The 15,432-nt window shown below is 40.5% G+C and carries 13 protein-coding genes and 1 pseudogene; 8 read left to right on the forward strand and 6 right to left on the reverse strand.

Going from position 1 to position 15,432, the window contains the following annotated elements; genetic code table 11:
- The first annotated feature begins 757 nt into the window (after nt 1–757).
- The 5 genes from ACM0OW_RS10000 (at nt 758) to ACM0OW_RS10020 (ending at nt 6,492) form a co-directional block, all read left to right on the forward strand.
- Entirely contained in the window at nt 758–1,510 is a 753-nt protein-coding gene (locus ACM0OW_RS10000) for a winged helix-turn-helix domain-containing protein (RefSeq protein ID WP_414549902.1), read from the forward strand.
- Nucleotides 1,511–1,562: 52 nt separating this feature from the next.
- A complete protein-coding gene (locus tag ACM0OW_RS10005) occupies nt 1,563–2,900 on the forward strand; it encodes a sensor histidine kinase (RefSeq protein ID WP_414549903.1) in 1,338 nt (445 codons plus the stop codon).
- A gap of 28 nt (nt 2,901–2,928) precedes the next feature.
- Nucleotides 2,929–3,603, forward strand: coding sequence for a phosphate signaling complex protein PhoU (gene phoU, locus ACM0OW_RS10010; protein WP_414550017.1), 675 nt, complete (start codon nt 2,929–2,931; stop codon nt 3,601–3,603).
- Nucleotides 3,604–4,154: 551 nt separating this feature from the next.
- Nucleotides 4,155–4,769, forward strand: coding sequence for a Crp/Fnr family transcriptional regulator (locus ACM0OW_RS10015; RefSeq protein ID WP_414550018.1), 615 nt, complete (start codon nt 4,155–4,157; stop codon nt 4,767–4,769).
- A gap of 133 nt (nt 4,770–4,902) precedes the next feature.
- On the forward strand, nt 4,903–6,492 hold the full coding sequence (locus ACM0OW_RS10020; RefSeq protein WP_414549904.1) for an iron uptake porin: 1,590 nt from the start codon (nt 4,903–4,905) through the stop codon (nt 6,490–6,492).
- 68 nt (nt 6,493–6,560) lie between these two features.
- On the opposite strand, the gene ACM0OW_RS10025 is transcribed toward ACM0OW_RS10020, so the two are convergent.
- On the reverse strand, nt 6,561–6,821 hold the full coding sequence (locus ACM0OW_RS10025) for a hypothetical protein (protein ID WP_414549905.1): 261 nt from the start codon (nt 6,819–6,821) through the stop codon (nt 6,561–6,563).
- A 157-nt stretch (nt 6,822–6,978) separates the two neighbouring features.
- On the opposite strand from ACM0OW_RS10025, the gene ACM0OW_RS10030 reads away from it, so the two are divergent.
- The gene (locus ACM0OW_RS10030) at nt 6,979–7,596 is read left to right on the forward strand and encodes a DUF3318 domain-containing protein (protein WP_414550019.1); all 618 of its coding nucleotides are present in this window, start codon (nt 6,979–6,981) and stop codon (nt 7,594–7,596) included.
- 126 nt (nt 7,597–7,722) lie between these two features.
- On the opposite strand, the gene ACM0OW_RS10035 is transcribed toward ACM0OW_RS10030, so the two are convergent.
- The 5 genes and pseudogenes from ACM0OW_RS10035 to ACM0OW_RS10055 all read right to left on the reverse strand — a co-directional run.
- The gene (locus ACM0OW_RS10035; RefSeq protein ID WP_414549906.1) at nt 7,723–8,706 is read right to left on the reverse strand and encodes a glycosyltransferase family 2 protein; all 984 of its coding nucleotides are present in this window, start codon (nt 8,704–8,706) and stop codon (nt 7,723–7,725) included.
- A 208-nt stretch (nt 8,707–8,914) separates the two neighbouring features.
- Complete coding sequence (locus tag ACM0OW_RS10040) at nt 8,915–9,577, reverse strand: TVP38/TMEM64 family protein (protein WP_414549907.1); 663 nt, start codon at nt 9,575–9,577, stop codon at nt 8,915–8,917.
- Between the two features lie 117 nt (nt 9,578–9,694).
- Nucleotides 9,695–11,425, reverse strand: coding sequence for a glycosyltransferase (locus ACM0OW_RS10045; protein WP_414549908.1), 1,731 nt, complete (start codon nt 11,423–11,425; stop codon nt 9,695–9,697).
- 61 nt (nt 11,426–11,486) lie between these two features.
- Nucleotides 11,487–12,965: an ArnT family glycosyltransferase gene (locus ACM0OW_RS10050; protein ID WP_414549909.1), complete on the reverse strand. Its 1,479-nt coding sequence runs from the start codon at nt 12,963–12,965 to the stop codon at nt 11,487–11,489.
- Between the two features lie 121 nt (nt 12,966–13,086).
- A pseudogene (locus ACM0OW_RS10055) lies at nt 13,087–13,569 on the reverse strand (glycosyltransferase); the annotation flags it as partial.
- Between the two features lie 137 nt (nt 13,570–13,706).
- Here ACM0OW_RS10055 and cofH point away from each other — a divergent pair.
- Both cofH and psb27 read left to right on the forward strand, forming a co-directional pair.
- Entirely contained in the window at nt 13,707–14,858 is a 1,152-nt protein-coding gene (gene cofH, locus ACM0OW_RS10060) for a 7,8-didemethyl-8-hydroxy-5-deazariboflavin synthase subunit CofH (protein ID WP_414549911.1), read from the forward strand.
- A 62-nt stretch (nt 14,859–14,920) separates the two neighbouring features.
- The gene (gene psb27, locus ACM0OW_RS10065; protein ID WP_414549912.1) at nt 14,921–15,319 is read left to right on the forward strand and encodes a photosystem II protein Psb27; all 399 of its coding nucleotides are present in this window, start codon (nt 14,921–14,923) and stop codon (nt 15,317–15,319) included.
- The last annotated feature ends 113 nt before the right edge of the window (nt 15,320–15,432 follow it).

The raw sequence follows: 15,432 nt of genomic DNA on the forward strand, positions 1-15,432 counted from the left end.
TAACTTTTGTCTGGAATTGCTCGTATCTTCGCTGTATTTATAGTTGTAGTTAATTTGCAAATGAAGGCTGATTTATGTCTAACCAACAATACAATTCCAACCAACAATCCAACAAAAAAATCAACGAAACAGCTAAAAATGACCAAAAAAGACCTGCTAACAATGGCAAACCTGAAAAAACAGGCCACTAAGTGCCATTAATTAGGTCAATAAAGAGGATGTTTGTAAAGTATCAATTCACATTGACCTCGGCTACCGTCAGTCGTGGCTATACAGATAGGACGCTACGCGTATTACTAAAAAGGAGACCACCTGCGTGGATGAAAACCCTGAGTTTTTGAGGTTTTTTCTCGCAGGCGGTGAGTGCAGGGCTTTGGGAACTTGAGCAATTCCCCAGCAACTAGCAAACCTAAAGGAAGTTAGTTTGGATCGTAGCGAATGGCATTCGCCTAAAACTGTCAAAACACCCTCTAAAACTTACGCAGGAACCCTGTGAAAGTTCATTCCTCTAGATATGTGAGTCGTCTATGGTTTGTTCTTTCATCATCTTGCGTAAGTTTTAGTATCTCACATTTTACGACTGAATTACTAAACATCTGATTGACCGCTTGCAATCACAAGTATTTATAATGTATTGTTATATATGTTACTTTTGGCAAAAAAATCATTGCAGTAGAGGCATAAATCTACTGAGATTAGATAATTAATTCCAAAATGTTAATTGATACAACCACAAACCTAGCTTTTTGTGATATCAATGTATACTAGTGAGTCAATCAAGTACTCTACCAGAGCAGAAATCGGGCAAACAAGTCGTGTTCTGATTGTAGAAGATGAAGAATTAATCCAAGAAATGCTAGCTGTAGCATTGGAAGAAGAAGGTTTTGGTGTCATAACTGCCCCTGATGGGCGGTCGGCTGTGGAATATCTCAAAAATTGTGAACCCAACTCAGGGGAACCTCCTTTTGACTTAATAATTCTTGATTTGATGCTACCTCATATTAATGGGCTAGATATCTGCCGCTTGTTGCGTCATCAAGGAAACCCAGTCCCAATTTTGATCCTCAGTGCTAAAGGTAGTGAAACTGACCGAGTTTTGGGTTTAGAAGTAGGTGCAGATGATTATCTGACCAAACCTTTTAGTATGAGGGAGTTAGTAGCTCGGTGTCGCGCTCTACTCCGTCGCCAACGCTTGTGTAGTTTGCCACAACTACAAGTATTGAAACACAAGAATATTACTTTAAATCCTCAAGAATGCCGTGTGCTGGTTCGGGATCAAGAGGTGAACTTGTCTCCCAAAGAGTTTCGATTGCTAGAACTGTTTATGAGTTATGCTCGTCGGGTCTGGTCTCGCGAACAGTTACTAGATCAGGTTTGGGGACCAGAATTTGTTGGTGACAGTAAAACTGTAGATGTTCATATCCGTTGGTTACGCGAAAAACTAGAAGAAGATCCTAGCCATCCCGAACACATTGTCACTGTCAGAGGGTTTGGTTATCGCTTTGGATAAAAATAGTTGTTAGTTTTGATTAATCACCAAGCAACTAGCAATTCACATTTTAATGCTCTTACTAGGATTTTTTCTGGGTTTAGCGGTAGGTATTGGGATTTGGATTTGGCAACAAGTTCAATTAAAACGCTATTTGGGGCGAATACTGCAACCTTTAAACTCTGGCGCTGACAAGCTAACGTTACCGCTAATACCTCGTTTGCAGAGGGAAATAGCCAAAGTGAAGCAGCAACGAGACAATTTGCAGCAGTCACTACAAACCTACCAAGACTTGCTAGATTTTGCCCCATTAGGATATTTGCAGGTAGATGAAGAAAATCAATTGCTGTGGTGTAATCAGCAAGCGCAAGATATATTGTATCTGCAAACATGGCAGGCAGGACAAGTGCGCTTATTGCTGGAGTTGGTGCGGTCTTATGAACTTGATCATTTAATTGAACAAACTCGTGACTGGCAGAAACCACAGACAAAAGAGTGGGTATTTCATCCATCTTGTGATGATGCAGCACAGATGCCAACCGTAAAATCACTGCTTTTGCGAGCATCCAGTTTACCTTTACCTAACGGACAAGTAGGGGTTTTCTTAGAAAATCGTCAACCTCTGCTGGACATGAATCAACAACGCGATCGCTCTTTTTCTGATCTAGCCCACGAACTGAGAACGCCATTGACTTCGATTCGTTTGGTGGTGGAAACCTTACAAAATCGTTTAGATCCGCCCTTAGATCGTTGGGTGAATCGGCTGATGCAGGAAGTTGATCGGCTAATTAACTTGGTGCAAAGCTGGTTAGAACTGACCCAAATGGAAGCTAATCCAACGATGCAATTGCATCTAGAAGTGTTGGAAGTGCGATCGCTGATTGCATCTGTTTGGGAAACATTAGAACCATTAACGCAAAAGCAACATCTGTGTCTTGATTATTCTGGGCCAGAAAATCTGTGGATTAAAGTAGATCCTGCCCGCATTTATCAAGTTTTTCTGAATTTGCTGGATAACAGTATTAAATACAGTCCTCCTCATACCAGCATTCAAGTCCAGGTAAAAATCCTATCTGGACAAGATACTGATAGTCGTGATGGGCTACGCCCTGCCAATATTTTAGAAATAAATCTTATTGATTCAGGACTAGGTTTTTCTGAAGCTGATTTGCCATATATTTTTGAGCGCTTTTACCGGGGAGATAAAGCGCGGACTCATTCCTCATTACCAGAAAATAAATCTCTAGGGACGATTGTGGGTAATGGTTTAGGTTTGGCGATCGTCCGGCAAATTATTGTCGCCCACGGCGGTTCGATCAAAGCTATGAACGATCCAAAAACTGGTGGGGCTTGGATGCAACTCCAACTTCCTGAAGTTATGGCAAACTCCCGAAGCCAAGACTATAGTTAAGAATATCTTCACCTTTGAGACTATAAGTGTGGAAGCTGCCTTGTATGATCACAATCCTAACCCTAAAAATCCCCAGTTGGCGCGTGCCATTAGACGCTTAGAACGGGACGTATTACGCATGGGCGCTTTGGTAGAACAATCCTTTCGCCTCTGCCACCAAGCACTGTTTGCCCGTGATTTAACCGCAGCTGAGGAACTTCCCAGATTAGAAAAAAAAATTGATCGCTTTTATAGACAGATAGAATCAGATTGCACAGCAATCATGACTCTCCAAGCACCTACGGCTCAAGATTTGCGCTGTTTGAGTGCTTTTATGCAGTTAGTACGAGATTTAGAACGCATTGGCGATTATGCGGAGGATTTAGCAAATATTGCCGTTAAAATTTTTCCTTATCCGCCGCATACATCTTTACCAGAGATTGAAAATATGTCTCACCATGCACAAGCAATGTTAGCAACTAGCTTAAAGGCTTTAGCTGATTTGGATGAGGTTGGTGGACGAGGTTTAAAGCACCTAGATGATGCTGTAGACAATGCTTATGATCGCGTTTATCAGACTTTAGCCCAGCAAAGGGATGTACCTGGGGTGGTTGAGCCAATTTTGCTGTTAGCGCTGGCTATTCGTTGTCTGGAACGGATGGCGGATCATGCTACTAATATCGGTCAGAGAGTAGCATACATCGTCACTGGACAACGTTTTTAAATAGTTGGGTCTAGTTGGGTCTACCTACTTGGTAAGTGACAACAATTAAAACTTTGTTAACTAACATACTTTTTACCAAACGATTACCTTTTCTTAAACTTGCTCAGTTAGAGTACCTACAGACAATATAAAAGCTGTTCTTTATCTCACCAGCTAATAAATTGAATGTAATTAAACAATATAGCAGTTATCGGTTGAATGAGATACAAGAACCCCAACCCCAACCCCCTCTGGTGCAAGCGAGGAGGGGGAAATGATCTCTTTGGAAATATTACAAGCATAAAAGCTAAATTTTTAGTCAAAGTTTATAAAGTATTAAATTAAACATCCGCCGCATTTATTTTTTGAATGCGAAACGGTTTTTTGTCTAAATAATTTTAATTATGTAAGTATATTTCCTAAAAAGCTGAAAGCCTTGATGTAGGGGCGGGTTTATTCAAATTATTCTTGGTAATTCAACATATCTATAAACCCGCCCCTACTTGTTTTCTACTCAGCACTTTGCCTTAATAGACAAATTTAAGTTTTGCACTCTTACAAGTACTTGCATGATGTATTCCACAAGTCTCACTCCTAATTTATCTCATGTATCCAATGAATCTAAAACCGATGGAGATTTACCACAAAGGTTATTTACTCGCAGAGAGTTAATTCCGCCGGATAAAGATGTTCTGTGGCGCATTGATCGTGGAGCAGTTCGGACATTAACCTGGAGCGAAGACGGAATATTTATTACCCTAGGTTACTGGGGTGCTGGTGATTTGATTGGCTATTCTTTATCAAAAGTTCAACCCTACCAAATTGAATGTTTAACAAGCGTAGAAGTCAGCATCATACCGCAGCAACTTTGGTACAAAGACATTGATGCTTTTTTATCCCATATTAAACACTCAGAAGAGCTTCTAAGCATTGTACATACCAAACCCATGTCTTTACGTTTGGGGAAATTTTTGCTGTGGTTAAGCGAAAAGTTTGGACGTGATGTAGAACAGGGTAAATTAATTGACCTCAATATTACTCATCAAGAAATATCAGAAGTGTTGAATACTACGCGTGTTACAGTGACGCGGTTGCTACAGCAATTTGAAGAGCAAGGAGACTTGTTACGCTATAAGCGTCGAATTATTCTTCTTTCAGCAAATAAACAAATGAAAACCATAGTATAAAAAAATGATAATTTACTTGTGCTAATGAACAAAAGTTTGCTATCTTCATTACTGAAGGTTTAAGTAAATCGCGATGGAAAAGCTGTAAGTTTTTTCAGGATTTAAATTATTGGGTGTGAGTGAAATTAAAAAGATGACAAAACTACTTTGGAATGCTCTAAAGGTTAGCCCAGCGATCGCTGCTACATTATTTGCTGCTGGTAGTGCTTTAGCTGTTGAAGTCAACGAACAAGTAACAACCGTTGCTCAGTTATCCCAAGAGGCTAACAGCATCGGTCAAGTAACATCTGTTTCTCAGTTCTCGGATGTACAGCCTACAGACTGGGCGTTTCAAGCTTTGCAATCTCTAGTTGAGCGTTACGGTTGTATCGCAGGTTATCCCAACGCTACATACCGTGGTAATCGTGCGCTGACTCGTTACGAATTTGCAGCTGGTTTGAACGCTTGTTTAGACAGAGTTAATGAACTGATTGCGACAGCAACCGCCGATGTAGTTACTAGACAAGATTTAGCTACATTACAGCGCTTGCAAGAAGAATTTTCGGCTGAATTGGCAACCCTGCGTGGTCGTGTAGATTCCTTAGAAGCTCGGACTGCTGAGTTAGAAGCGAATCAATTTTCTACCACCACCAAGTTAAAGGGTGAAGCTATTTTTGGCTTGTCTCAGGCATTTGGGGATACAAGAGTTGGTGGTGCTGACTTGGAGAGCAACACCACATTCTCTAATCGGGTGCGTTTAACCCTGAATACTAGCTTCACTGGTAGAGACAAACTGGAAACTCGATTGAATTCTGGTAACTTTGTCAGTAATGATGACGTAACTGGTACTAGAATGACCCGTCTTGGTTTTGACACTGGTACAGGCGATGACGACAACAACCTTGAAATCGATAAAGTTAACTATGCTTTCAACTTCAGTGACTCTATCCGCGTCAAGATTGATGCCACTGGTGCTGAGTTAAACGACAACGTTAATAATTTCCACCCCGACTTTGCCAGTTCTGGTGGAGGTGCGCTTTCTCGTTATGGACGTTTTAGCCCCATCTATCGCCAAGGTGCCGGCGGTGCAGGTTTAACTGTGGAATTAAATCCCAGCGGACCTTTAACATTGAGTGCGGCTTATCTTGCACCCAGAGCTAATGATCCCGCCGATAGAAATGCAATTTTCGATGGTAGCAATACCATCTTTGGTCAGATAGGTTTCAAACCTAGCCAAGCCTTCAATGTTGGTTTGACCTATGCTCGCTCTTATCGAAATAATGAGTCTGGCATCGGCCTTTTTGACAGCACAGGAAGTAGTTTCGCTAACAACCCATTTTCTGATCAAGCCACTACATCCAACAATTACGGTATACAAGCTAATTTCCAACCTAGTTCAAAGTTAACAATTGGTGGTTGGGCAGGTTACACCACAGCCAACTCTGAAGTTAGCGATGCAGATGCAGACATTTTTTACTGGGCTAGTAGTTTAGCTGTGAAAGACTTTGGTAGAGAAGGGAACGTACTTGGTTTGATCTTCGGACAACCCCCGAAAGTAACAGGTGGTTCTAATGGAGTAACTTCTGAACCCGACACATCTTATCATTTAGAAGGTCTCTACAAGATGCGCCTCACTGATAATATCGCTGTCACCCCTGGTTTGTTGGTAATTTTCAACCCTGAACACAATAACGATAACGACACCATTTATGTAGGTACAATCCGTACCACCTTCAGTTTCTAGAACTGGTGTTAGTGAGAAGTTAAATAAGAAGCCCGCCTTGGTGCGGGCTTTTTGTTTGAAAATAATCACTATTTCGGAAAATAATCTGGTTGATTTGGTATATCGACTGGGGGGCGATCGCTACTCCAAGCCCACCAAACATAACCACATTGGCAATTGTAAAACTCCTGCCATTTGCGACGATGGTCTGCTGTCATGACAGGCGATCGCCTATTGATCCAAACTTCTAAAGCTTCACGGCTACTAGCATGACAACTAGGACAGCAAAATTCGTAAGCGTGAACTGCCTGATCTGTCCATTTAGGGGGTATGGGAGCAAATGCGTCCATGTAATCTTAATTAGGAGTTTGTAGTGAAGCACTTAAGTAGTATTATCACAGTAATAGAATATATTTTTCAACGCAGAGGAACGCTAAGTTAGCGCCAAGGTACGCTGAGTTAAGATTTTGGATGATAACTACGAATTACGAATTACGAATTATTCCAATGGAGCCAAGGATTGAAATTCGTCGGTTGTTAGATGTCATACCTGCTTCTAGTCGGATGACAACAAAAATTGTCAGCAAACCTGAGCAGCCAAAAGTGATTGATGCTGTTTTTCCTTTACCTTGGAATCAGGATCGACCAATATATATTAATTTTGATTTATGGTTGCGCTTGGCTAAACCACAACGGGACTTATTACTATTACAGAAGGTTAGCTGGTTGCTGGGAGTGAAGTGGTTTAAACCTGATATTTATCAAGGTGTGGTTCTGCTGGGGTTATTGGCGGGATTAGTGGAATCAGCACAGTCAGATGTAGTGGGTGTGGCTGTAGGTGGGGGATTAAGTGCGATCGCTTTGGTGCGGATTTGGCGCACTAACAAATCTTCTCAATCAGAGTTAAATGCCGATTTAGCAGCGCTGCGGATAGCCGAACGTCGGGGTTACTCGGAAACTGAAGCCGCACAGCATCTATTATCTGCAATAGAAGCGATCGCTCAGATTGAGAAACATTCTACCTTGAATTTTAGCGAGTTAATTCGTTGTCAAAATCTCCGCGCGATCGCTGGTTTATCTCCTGTGGGTGTACCAAAAAGTTATGTCTTGGGAGAGGGAGATTAAAAATTCAGCCAATATGCTCAGTCAAAATGGCAATACTAACCATAGCAGTTAAACGAGGCATTCAATTGGAAATTTGTCACTCCTGATATTAGTAATTATAAATGGCGATCGCCTGCATAATTGAATCTATTTAGAGTTGACTACTTTTATCTCATGATAAACCGAATCAAAACCATAACAATCTCGCACGATATAAAGAGGCCGTTTTTTGACTTCATCATGAACACGACCGAGGTATTCACCAATAATTCCCAATGTTAAAAGTTGAATCCCTCCTAGAAATAAGATGGCAACCATCAAAGAAGCGTATCCTGGTACATCAATCCCCAAAATCAGCGTGCGAACGATGAGAAAAGACCCGTATAAAAAAGCCAGCAAAGAGATAAATAAACCCAGATAACTCCAAATTTTTAAAGGTAGAGAACTGAAAGATGTAATTCCTTCTAATGCAAAATTCCAAAGTTTCCAATAATTCCATTTAGTTGTTCCTTGAAAACGGGGAAGACGATCATATTCTATGAAACTTTGTTTAAATCCCACCCAAGCAAATAAACCCTTCATAAAACGATGGGTTTCTGGAAGTTGTTTTAATGCTTCTACTACCCGTCGATCCATTAACCGAAAGTCACCTGTATCGCGAGGAATTTCCACTGAGGTCATTTTTTGAATCACTCTGTAAAAGGCATTTGCTGTAATTTTTTTCAGCCAAGTTTCACCTTGACGAGATCGGCGTTTACAATAAACTACATCATAACCTTCACGCCACTTTTCAATTAATTCTCCAATTAATTCAGGTGGATCTTGTAAATCAGCATCAATTGGAATAATAGCATCACCTGTTGCATATTCAATTCCCGCAGTTAAAGCGATTTCTTTGCCAAAATTACGTGAAAAATTCACAACCTTAATCACTGGGTTACGATGATGATATTCAATTAAATGCTTGAGTGTATTGTCTCGACTACCATCATTGACACAAACAATTTCATACTGGAGATTTAGGGTATCAAGTACCTTAACTAATCGTTCAAAAAGAGAGTCAAGATTAAGTTCTTCGTTATAACAAGGAACAACAACAGATATCACTATAGAATTAGGTTCTAAAAACATATTAATTTCTCTTAAGGGATTAGAGGCAACCTTCTCGAAGCTTCTTGAACTTACATATCAACCAGCCTTTTCGGTTAGATTGACTTTAGCCAAAATTCATAACTTGGTTCTTCTTATAGGATAAAAACCTAGCTTTTCAGCAACACTTTTTCCATGTCACTGAGTTGTGGTAAAATTAAAAATATAAAACTATTGATCCACATCTGTGTTAAAGTTTTTTCCGATTTGGAAAAGAGCGCCGACGACGATACCAAGTCGAAACACCTACTAGCATTCCGATCAATACCAAAGCAGTTACCAATGGTAAAATTTCGCCAGTGCGGATTGCTTTTAAGCCAGAGCTACCCAAGAGTACAAATGGCAAAATTCCCGGTACTGTCCCCAAGGTTGTGCCAATTAAGTAATTTTTGAAGCTAATTGATGTTAAACCGGCGGCAAAATTGACTAATCCATAAGGCAAAATGGGCATTAGTCGGATAGCAAACATATAAAAGATGCCGCCTTGTCTCACTTCCGCATCTATGGCTTGCCAACGTCCAGCTAGTCTTTGAGAAACAATATCATGTCCTACTGTACGGGCAAAAATAAAGGCGGCGATCGCGGCAATAATTGCCCCCAGACTTGTCCAAAATGTCCCCATCCAAGGGCCAAAAATTGCTCCTCCTGTTAAATTCAAGGCTGTGGAAGGCAAAATCAAAAACGTTGCTACCACGTAGACAGCTATATAAGTTACTGGGGCCCAAATTCCCGCAGCTTGTAACCAGGATTGAATTAGCTCAGGATCGATTCCTCCCAGTAAATATCCTGTCACGCCAGTAGCTATCAAACACACAAGCATCAGTAAGGCAAAGCTAGTTTTAGCATTCAGCATGAATTCATGTTCCTAATTGTTTAAATTGATACCCAATTATCTGAGTCCAATTCAGAAACTTGTGATTGATCTAGGAGTGCGATCGCTAATTTTTGCATCTTCAGAAGTAGCCACAAATCAAGTACAATGATATATTTTATACGAATACCCATTGATTGCTGGCAAACTTTGGGTATCAGGCGCACAGTTTTTAGCTTCCTCAGCTATGGGAGCATGAAAATTCACTAACCATAAATCAAGCGGTCGTGGTAACTCCTTTAAAGTTTTTTCTAAGGATGTAGTGGAAGTATTGGGGTCTTGGTCTTGATGGGCGAGAAGAAACAGAGGAGACGGAGAAGGTGAATTTTTCATTTTAAATTCCCTGGCTATCCCCATCATTTCGCCAATGTGTACATGAGTTATCTGTGTATTAGCAATCAGGACTGGGACTTGAGATGTTTGTTGAATAACTTGGACAAAAAGATCAGGGCGGTAGTATTTTTGATAACCCAGATTGGACACAACTGTCACAGCACTGAAAAATCCCATGAACCAAATGAGGATGACGGCTTTTTTGCCAGTGATTCCCCATTTACCCATACTGTCATTACGCCAACAAACTGCGAGGCTTGCACCTAATAAAATCATGACTGCGGGAAAGTAGACAAAGTTGTAACGAGCGCCTCGTGTTAAATCAATGCCCAGAAAGTAGGTAAAAATAAAGAATAAAGCGATCGCTCCCACAACTAAACCAGCTACTACCTGAGTGATAAACCCATTCTCTGGTTGCTGTAGTTGCACCTTAAAGCCACGAATCAGTATTGGTAAAGCCCAAACCAAAAAAATGAGCATCGCCACCCCAGAAGCAATCACAATTCCTAGCTGTGGTGATTCCACTGGGAGTAAGTAAAGCATGGTAAGCCAAGCTGCTAAAGCTTGAAAAATGGGGCTGATCCAAGCAATTCCTACTCGTGGTTGCTGAATCCATTCGGTTAGTTTACTACCATAGCTATTCTGTAAAAACACAGGTAGCCAAACCAATCCTGCCACAAAAGTACCAGCAGCAACTATATAAATACGCTGCCAAATGGTTGAAAAGATGAAGATGTCGGGAAAATTATTCTTTTTATTTGGCTGTGTCCATTGATACCAAGCTAAAAAAACTACAACAAACGCTTCTGCAAACAGGGTAAGAGCGAAAAAATAATGAGTTGCAATACCCAACGCATTAATTCCTATCCAGGAAAAGACTAGATAAATTGGTAGTTGAGTATGATTTTTAATATGATGTGTAGCAATTACTAAACAAGCAAAGGAAGCAATTACCCACAAAATAGCCAAAGTATAATGACGTGCTTCTTGTGCTAAAAAGATCCCAAAGGGTGAGACTGTCATCATAGCAGCAGCTAAATGACTCACTAATCGAGAGCGAAAAGTTAGCCAGCCTAAAACATAGATAGCTGGAATTGAGGCTGCACCCAAAATAGCGGCTAGCGATCGCGCTCCCCATAAAGATACTAGACCCCCTGGTGTAGGAAATAACTGCATCCACAGATGAGCCAGAAAAAAGTAAAGCGGAGGATGGTTAGTTTCTTGACTCAGATGTGTCCATACGTCTTGGATATTGGCAGTTGCTTGTGGTTGCAGTGGCTGTAATAAAATATCAGGTGCGATCGCTTGATCTAAAGGTACTGCTAAAAAACTATTTCCCAAGCTAAATACCAAGGTAGAAAACTCATCAGTCCAAGGAGGTTTTCCAGTCAAATTAGCCAAACGTAAGCCAATTCCAATGATTAACCAAATCAACAGCAGTAAAGGATGAAACCAGGGAGCAGAAACGGTATAGCGCCAATTCTTATATAAATACATCTATTTTTAGGCAGAATTTTTGCTGGCTGAAGCTAGAAAGTAAACTACCTTGCGCTTCTATTTATTGTTTAACACTAGATATTTTACGATAAATTTGCGTTTCTTCCATGTTCTTTAACAGTGTGTACTGCGTTTCTAGTGTGGTTTCCAGTAAAGCGATCGCCTCTGGATGACCTTGTAAATACCAGACATTTTCCTTCTTGACAATAAACTCAGGTTTTTGTTCCAACACTTTGAGCAATTCTTGATTCGTATTAGCGGTTGGACTTTGCAAAACACGCAATAAATATTCTTTTGATATATTCGATGGATGCGTTACTATTTTGCTTGGCGGTTTAATATCCAGCAGCCAATAAACGAGGTGATGATCCATCATGTACGCCGTTGGATTGCGCCCTCCCGCTTCAGATAAGTATTGAGCTAAATCATATTCTTTCCCATAGGACATTGATTGTTGTACCACTAGGCGCAATCCTACTATTTTATATTCATTGAATGTTGGTAACGCCGTCAGAATCAAACTGAATATCAGGATAAAATAGCCTGCTTTCAGGTTGGAATTCAAGATTCCCCAGAACCAAGATGCCAATACCACTGCAAAGAAGGGAGCCAGTTGAATCATATAATGACTATATCCTGCACCACTATTTAAAATCGACCACTCAATACCACAAAAGAATATAAAGCAGTATATTAATTGACTTTCTTTAGCTGAAGATTTTTCTGATTCTTTAATCATTCTGATAATTTGGAAGCAGCCAATGAGAAATATAATTCCCCAAATATCATAAATTTGCTTAAATATAAGTTCCCATAATGATGCTTGAGCATTAGAGTAAGTTAATGCGGCATCAATAACAGAAATTTTAAATATTTGAGTATTTTTAGTTAATATGTATGGCAAAAGCAAAGCTATAAACGGAATTAAACAACCAATACCATAAGCAAATGCTGCTCCAGATATTTTTTTAATTGCATTAATTTTGATACTTTTCGCTGCAATGTATAAGCCTAAAATCAATGCTAAATAAGCTAAGTTTAGGCGGATCATACACGCAGAGCCTATCAGCAAGCCAACAAAAAAAGCTTTAATATTAATCAACTTATTGCTGCTGACAAGTATAGCTAAAGAACCGAGTAGAGGCACAATAGCTATATGCTCCGTCATGACAGCTTTACCATCCATCAAAGGGCCTGTTAAGACTACAAATATGATCGCAGCAAATATACTAGGTTTTGAACTCCACACAGAGCAACATATATAATATATAAGAATTGCTGCAATCATGACGCACAGCGTTCCAAATAGGCGCACAGATATAATAGATTTGCCAAAAGCTAGAATAGCTAAAGCATAGCTAAAAAATACTAGTGGTGGCTTTAAATCCCAGAGTTCTACATAAGGTAAGTTTCCGTCTAAAATAGATTGACCCATCAAAATAAATGTACTTTCATCCCAGTTGAATGTAGCGCGAAAGAAAAATGGCAACCGAAAAAATAAGCTGAATATAATGATAATAGACAGATGTAGGTAATTCATAAAAGGTATTTAATTAATATCATTTATTAACTAGTTCTCAATTCAATTAGGTTTGGTCTACTTTACCTCGGTGACTTGCCAACTGAGTTTTAAGTTCACCCAGAACTTCCAAAAAGTCACAACTACTAACGCCACCACCATCGACATGACGGCTAGCGACGGCTAAATCTGCGCCCTGTTTTGCAACTAATAATTGGATTAATATTTCTGGTGGATGCTGTAAATCTCCGTCAATTAGCCCTAGAATTGTACCCTTGGCTACTTGCCATCCACGAATTACAGCTGAAGACAGCCCCCGTTCTTGTTCACGTCGCATTACCTGCAACTGCGGGTATTCCTCTATGAGGGATTGTGCTATTTCCCAAGTGTGGTCGGGACTATCATCGTCAACTACAATTAGTTCGTACTGTCCTAGTATAGATTCATTGAGCAGTTCACTCAAGATTTTGACAATATTTTGAATATTTTCACGCTCTTGATAAGTGGGAATCACAAGTGAAAAATAGATGGGTTGACTATCAGCACCTAAGCTGGGAGGCGGTAATTCCGAAATTTGTAATGGGGTAGTGATTTCTGACAACAAGGCATTGTTTTTTTGATTCATACTGAATGATTAAAATTATACAAACGATATTTTTACTTCTGTAAATTTAGTTTAAATATGGATTGGTTCAATTTTGATTGTCTGAAGATTAATTCTTAATTTCTGCCAAAATAGTAAGAGTAACTTGGTTATCACCGATGCCGTGTAAAACTGTTGATAGTATTTTGGATCACGCCCTTTTGGGGTACGATTTATCTCCGGCCGATGGAGTGGTATTGTTAAAACAAACTGAGCCAGAAGCGATCGCTGCCATTCGTACCACAGCGAACAAACTCCGCTACAGTCAAGCCGGCGATACGGTAACTTACATTATTAACCGCAATATCAACTTTACTAATATCTGTGAGCAACACTGTAGTTTTTGCGCTTTCCGGCGGGATGAGGGCGATGCTGGTGCTTACTGGTTGGATTGGGCGCAAATCGTCGAAAAATCCACAGATGCGGTGCAAAGAGGTGCAACAGAAATCTGTATGCAGGGGGGATTAAACCCACAAGCACAGATTAACGGCAAATCTTTAGATTATTACCTGAAGCTTGTAGAAACCATCAAGCAAGAATTTACCCAGATACATTTACACGCTTTTTCGCCCCAAGAAGTGGAATTTATCGCCAGAATTGACAGAATTGAATATGCTGATGTAATTGCGGCTTTGCGGGATGCTGGTGTAGGCTCAATGCCAGGAACAGCAGCCGAGGTGTTAGATGATCAAGTCAGGCGGGTACTGTGTCCAGAAAAGATTGACACAGCTACTTGGCTAGAAATTGTTGGTACGGCTCACAAATTAGGTTTACCCACAACTAGCACCATATTATCGGGACATATCGAAACCCCTGAACAACAAATTGGGCATTTAGAAAAATTGCGATCGCTGCAAAAAACTGCCATTGATCAGGGATATCCAGCACGCATTACTGAGTTTATTCCATTACCATTTGTTGGACAAGAAGCACCTAAATCATTACGCCGTCGTGTCGGACGTGATCAACCAGTGTTAAATGATGCACTACTACTCACGGCTGTGGCGCGGATTTATTTAGGAAATTACATACCCAATCATCAACCAAGTTGGGTAAAACTAGGGCTGGCTGGTGCTACAGAAGCTTTATTGTGGGGTTGCAACGATATTGGCGGTACGCTGATGGAGGAACACATTACTAACATGGCTGGTGCTGTGGGCGGTACTTGTATGGAAGTGGAAACTCTACAAAGTGCGATCGCTTCTCTAGGAAGACCCTACCAACAACGAGATACTCTTTATTCTCCCCTGCCACCTGATCCCCGGAAATGATCCCCAGGATACCAATCCAGGATAGGATAGACGTTGATTTACTTATTATTCATTGAAGAAATATGAAGCGCTATTGGTCGCGTCTACTTGCCTTGGTTTTGGTTTTAACCATTGGTCTCATGGGCTGTTCTGACAGTCGTGACAGTTTAACAGGCGATTACCGTCAAGACACCTTGGCTGTAGTCAATGTGATGAAAGAAGCTCTGGATTTAACACCAGATTCACCAGACAGAGCCGCAATCCAAGCAGAAGCACGTCAAAAAATCAACGATTTTTCGGCTCGCTACCAACGGAATAACTCTGTTTCTAATCTGAGTTCCTTTACAACCATGCGAACAGCTCTCAACTCCCTAGCTGGACACTACAGTTCTTACCCAAATCGTCCCGTACCCCAAAAGCTCAGAAATCGTCTAGAGCAGGAGTTACAACGGGTAGAAACCGCGTTGAGGCGTGGGGCTTAACTATTGGCAGTTCAATTGTTAAGAGTCAAAAGTCTAGAGTCTTCAGTTTTCACTCTCGACCGTTGACTCTTGACTGCTTTGTTAAGTTCAAGTATACAAATATTTACGTACTG

It is taken from the genome of Anabaena sp. CCY 0017, assembly GCF_963920885.1.
In the GTDB taxonomy this organism is placed as follows: domain Bacteria; phylum Cyanobacteriota; class Cyanobacteriia; order Cyanobacteriales; family Nostocaceae; genus Nodularia.

Bases quoted from the DNA above. Each gene is read 5' to 3' on its own strand.
- ACM0OW_RS10000 (WP_414549902.1), top strand. From the start codon at position 758: ATGTATACTAGTGAGTCAATCAAGTACTCTACCAGAGCAGAAATCGGG.
- ACM0OW_RS10005 (WP_414549903.1), top strand. From the start codon at position 1,563: ATGCTCTTACTAGGATTTTTTCTGGGTTTAGCGGTAGGTATTGGGATT.
- ACM0OW_RS10015 (WP_414550018.1), top strand. From the start codon at position 4,155: ATGTATTCCACAAGTCTCACTCCTAATTTATCTCATGTATCCAATGAA.
- ACM0OW_RS10020 (WP_414549904.1), top strand. From the start codon at position 4,903: ATGACAAAACTACTTTGGAATGCTCTAAAGGTTAGCCCAGCGATCGCT.
- ACM0OW_RS10025 (WP_414549905.1), bottom strand. From the start codon at position 6,821: ATGGACGCATTTGCTCCCATACCCCCTAAATGGACAGATCAGGCAGTT.
- ACM0OW_RS10030 (WP_414550019.1), top strand. From the start codon at position 6,979: ATGGAGCCAAGGATTGAAATTCGTCGGTTGTTAGATGTCATACCTGCT.
- ACM0OW_RS10035 (WP_414549906.1), bottom strand. From the start codon at position 8,706: ATGTTTTTAGAACCTAATTCTATAGTGATATCTGTTGTTGTTCCTTGT.
- ACM0OW_RS10040 (WP_414549907.1), bottom strand. From the start codon at position 9,577: ATGCTGAATGCTAAAACTAGCTTTGCCTTACTGATGCTTGTGTGTTTG.
- ACM0OW_RS10045 (WP_414549908.1), bottom strand. From the start codon at position 11,425: ATGTATTTATATAAGAATTGGCGCTATACCGTTTCTGCTCCCTGGTTT.
- ACM0OW_RS10050 (WP_414549909.1), bottom strand. From the start codon at position 12,965: ATGAATTACCTACATCTGTCTATTATCATTATATTCAGCTTATTTTTT.
- cofH (WP_414549911.1), top strand. From the start codon at position 13,707: ATGCCGTGTAAAACTGTTGATAGTATTTTGGATCACGCCCTTTTGGGG.
- psb27 (WP_414549912.1), top strand. From the start codon at position 14,921: ATGAAGCGCTATTGGTCGCGTCTACTTGCCTTGGTTTTGGTTTTAACC.